At 65.4% G+C, this 4,076-nt stretch carries 3 protein-coding genes; 2 read left to right on the top strand and 1 reads right to left on the bottom strand.

What is annotated here, in order from left to right:
• Nucleotides 1–145 precede the first annotated feature (145 nt).
• Both efp and RDU12_RS13440 read left to right on the top strand, forming a co-directional pair.
• A complete protein-coding gene (gene efp / locus RDU12_RS13445) occupies nt 146–712 on the top strand; it encodes an elongation factor P (protein WP_300289991.1) in 567 nt (188 codons plus the stop codon).
• A 133-nt stretch (nt 713–845) separates the two neighbouring features.
• Nucleotides 846–1,649, top strand: a complete 804-nt coding sequence (locus RDU12_RS13440) for an inositol monophosphatase family protein (RefSeq protein WP_300289992.1) — start codon at nt 846–848, stop codon at nt 1,647–1,649.
• 172 nt (nt 1,650–1,821) lie between these two features.
• Here RDU12_RS13440 and glyS read toward each other — a convergent pair whose 3' ends face one another.
• Nucleotides 1,822–3,957: a glycine--tRNA ligase subunit beta gene (glyS, locus tag RDU12_RS13435; protein ID WP_300289999.1), complete on the bottom strand. Its 2,136-nt coding sequence runs from the start codon at nt 3,955–3,957 to the stop codon at nt 1,822–1,824.
• Nucleotides 3,958–4,076: the final 119 nt, after the last annotated feature.

Genomic DNA, 4,076 nt, shown 5'->3' with positions numbered 1-4,076 from the left:
GGCCGAGGACCTCCCGACGGTGCACTGAGGCATTCCTCCCCCACGCTTCGCTCGGGGGAGGATTGCCGGATGACGCGGCTTCCTCTAGGGACTGCGCCCGTTCGCGCGGCGTTCGAGGCCTGCGCCCATCCCTTCCGAGAACCCGATGAAGATCAACGGCAACACCATCAAGCCCGGCATGGTCCTGCAAGTGAACGGCGGCCTGTGGGTCGTCACCAAGGCCAGCCACGTCAAGCCGGGCAAGGGCGGCGCCTTCGCCAACGTCGAGGCCAAGAACCTCGAGACCGGCAACAAGCTGAACGAGCGCTTCCGGTCGGAAGACAAGGTCGAGCGGGTGACGCTGGAGCAGCGGGACTATTCGTACCTCTACGACGGCGGCGACACCCTGGTGTTCATGAACGACGAGAACTACGAGCAGATCGAACTGCAGAAGGACTGGGTGGGCGAGGAGCGCATCCCGTATCTGCAGGAGGGCATGAAGGTGGTGATCGAGAGCCACGAGGAGCGCCCGATCGGCCTGTCGCTGCCGGATCAGGTGACGCTGGAAGTGGTCGAGACCGAGCCGACGGTGAAGGGCCAGACCGCCTCGTCGTCCTACAAGCCGGCCATCGCCAACAACGGCGTGCGCATCATGATCCCGCCCTATATGGGCGTCGGCGAGAAGATCGTCGTCGACACCACGACCGGCGAGTACGTTCGTCGCGCCGAATAGGGCCTAGAAATTAGGGCTTAGGGCTTAGAAGCGCCTGCTTCCTACGACCTAAGCCCCAAGCCCTACCTTTTTGGACTTCTCCGCACCTCCGGGCGACACGCCTTTTCAGGAGCTGCGGACCAGGAGATTCCCCATGGCCCTCGCCTCAGCCCTCGTTTCCGTGATGATCGACGCGGTCCGCAAGACCGCCCGGCCGATGCTGCGCGACTTCGGCGAGGTCGCCCAGCTGCAGGTGTCGAGGAAGGGGCCGGGCGACTTCGTCACGGCGGCCGACATCCGCGCCGAGGACACCCTGTACGAACTGCTGATGAAATCGCGGCCGGGCTACGGCTTTCTCGGCGAGGAGCGTGGGCTGATCGAGGGCACCGACAAGTCGCACATGTGGATCGTCGACCCGATCGACGGCACCACCAACTTCATGCACGCCATGCCGCATTTCGCCATCACGGTGGGGCTGCAGCGGACCGCGCCGGACGGCCATTCCGAGATCGTCGCGGGCGTGACCTACAACCCGGTCATGAACGAGCTGTTCTGGGCCGAGAAGGGCAAGGGCTGCTATCTGAACGACCAGCGCATCCGCGTGGCCGGGCGGCGCGACCTGTCGGAGAGCCTGATCGCCACCGGCCTGCCGTTCATCGGCAAGGCGGGGCACGCCCGGGCCATCAAGGACATCCACGCCATCGGCCAGCGGGTCGCCGGCATCCGCCGTCTGGGCTCGGCGGCGCTGGACTTCGCCTGGGTCGCGGCGGGCCGGTACGACGCCTATTACGAGCGCAATCTGCAGCCGTGGGACGTGGCGGCGGGCATCCTGTTCGTCACCGAGGCGGGCGGGATCGTCACCACCATCGACGAGGACGGGAACCCGATGACGGGGGGCCAGATCCTGGCCTCGAACAGCGAGCTGCATCCGCAGCTGCGGAAGGTGCTTAAAGGGTAAGGCCCTTCTCCCCTTGCGGGAGAAGGTGGCCGAGCGGAGCGAGGTCGGATGAGGGGTCGCACCGGCGATCCCTGCGTCCAGAGCCGACCACGCCAATGGGCGACAGCGGTGCGACCCCTCATCCGTCAGCCTTCGGCTGCCACCTTCTCCCGCAAGGGGAGAAGGGTCGGATTCAGCCCGCGATCTGGCCGAAGTCTGCCACCCGGCCCATGACGGCGCGGACTTGTCCCAGAAGTTTCAGGCGGTTGTCGCGCTCTTCCTTGTCATCTGAATTGACCATCACCGCGGTGAAGAAGGCGTCGACCGGGGCGCGCAGCTGGCTCAGAATCAGCATTGAAGATTCGAAATTCTCGGCCGCCAACGTTCCGTCAAGCGCCCGAGACGTGCCGGCCACAGTCCGAGCCAGCGTGGTCTCCTCAGCCGGGGCTCCCGCTAGTTCTTCGGGGTCTCCGGACGGAAGCGGCCCCTTCTTCTCCTCGGCCTTCAGAATGTTGGAGGCGCGCCTGTAGCCGGCCAGCAGATTGGCTCCGTCGTCGGTGGCGAGGAAAGTGTCGAGCGCCTCCACCCTGCGGACGATGCGAACCAAATCGTCGTCATTGAGCGCGAAGACGGCGTCGACCAGATCATGGCGCTTGCCCTGATCGCGGAGCAGAACCTTCAGGCGATCGGCAAAGAAGCCCCTGATGTCCGAATGAAGCCGGTGCAGATCCACTTCCGTCTGAGGAGACAGCACAACACCGGAACGATTGCTCCCTTCGGCGTCCGGATCGAACCCCCAAATCCAGAAGCCGGTGTCCTCTTCGGAGGCAATCGCTCGCACGGCCATGTGGGTCATGTCTTGCAGGCCTACACGGAACTGGCGCTCGAGAATGATCCGGATCGACCCCAGAGCAGCGCGGCGCAGCGCAAACGGATCGCGGGAGCCCGTTGGCTTTTCATTAATGGCGAAGAACCCAACCAGCGTTGTGAACTTCTCCGCCAGTGCAACAACTGCTGCCAAGGGTTCGGATGGTGTCGTATCACTCGGGCCGGCGGGCTTGTACTGCTCTTCAATGGCTCTGGCGATTTCGGCGCTCAGACCTTCAGCCCTAGCGTAGTAGCCGCCCATGATCCCTTGCAGCTCGGGGAACTCACCAACCATTGAGCTGGCGAGATCTGATTTGCTGAGCTTGCCCGCTAGCGCGGCCTTAGCGGGATCAAGTCCGAACTCCCTCGCCAAGGATTGGGCCATCTTGTCGATGGCTTCCACCTTGCCCGCGAGCGTCCCCAAGCGAGCGTGGTAAGTTATCCCGGACAACCGCTGGACTCGTTCTTCAAGAGTTATCTTCAGGTCCTCGTCCCAGAAGAAGCGGGCGTCGTCGAGGCGGGCGGAGAGGACGCGGCTGTTGCCGGCGGCGAGGGCCTTGCCGCCGTCCGAGGCCTCGACATTGGCGACGACGACGAAATGCGGGGCCAGCCGGTGCGTGGCCGGGTCGCGCACGGCGAAATATTTCTGGTGCACCTTCATCGACAGCTGCACCACCTCGGGCGGCAGGTCGAGGAAGCGCGGGTCCATGTCGCCGAGGATGGGGGTCGGCCATTCGGCCAGGCCGGCGACCTCGTCCAGCAGGCCGTCGTCGTCGACAAGGGCGAGGCCGCGGTCGCTGCACACCTTCTGCGCCGTCTCGAGGATACGCAGGCGACGATCGACGACATCGAGCAGGACGTAATGGTCCTCGAGCTTGCGGCGGTAGTCGGCGAAATCCTTGACCGCGAACGGCTTGCCGGAGCCCATGAAGCGGTGACCCTCGGTCGTGTCGCCGCTGGGGATTCCATCGATCTCGAACGGGACCACATGGCCGTCGAACAGGGCCACGATCCGCTTCAGCGGGCGGACCCAACGCAGCGTGCCTGAGCCCCAGCGCATCGACTTGGGCCAGGGGAAACTTCTGACGATCCCGTCGACCATGTCCGGGATCAGCTCGGCGGTCGCCCGGCCCTTGCTGCTGATCACGGCGAAGAAGACGCCGTCGCGTTCGACCAGCTGGTCGCGGGTCAGGCCGGTCTTGCGCAGAAAGCCATCCAGCGCCTGTTCGGGGGCGGAGGTCTTGGGCCCCTTGAGCTCCTCCTCGCGATCGGGGGTGGCGGCGGGCAGGCCCTCGACGACCAGGGTCAGGCGGCGCGGGCCGGCGAAGGTGGTCAGGGACTCGTACGCGAGGCCGGCGGCCTTGAGCCGGTCGGCGGCCATGCGCTCAAGATCGCGCGCGGCGCCGGGCTGCATCCGGGCGGGGATTTCTTCGGAGAAGAGTTCGAGGAGGAGTTGGGGCATCAGGTTTCGTCGTCCCGGACCCACTGATCGCGGGCCCGCCAGAGAGCCCTTCCCCCTTGATGGTTCACATCAGTGGAAAGGTGATTATCAGAGCCCTCCCCCTCGACGGGGGAGGGTTG

It is taken from the genome of Brevundimonas sp. (genome assembly GCF_031082345.1).
Taxonomy (GTDB): domain Bacteria; phylum Pseudomonadota; class Alphaproteobacteria; order Caulobacterales; family Caulobacteraceae; genus Brevundimonas.
Note: the sequence above shows the minus strand (reverse complement) of the source record. Positions and strands in the feature narration are given on the sequence as shown.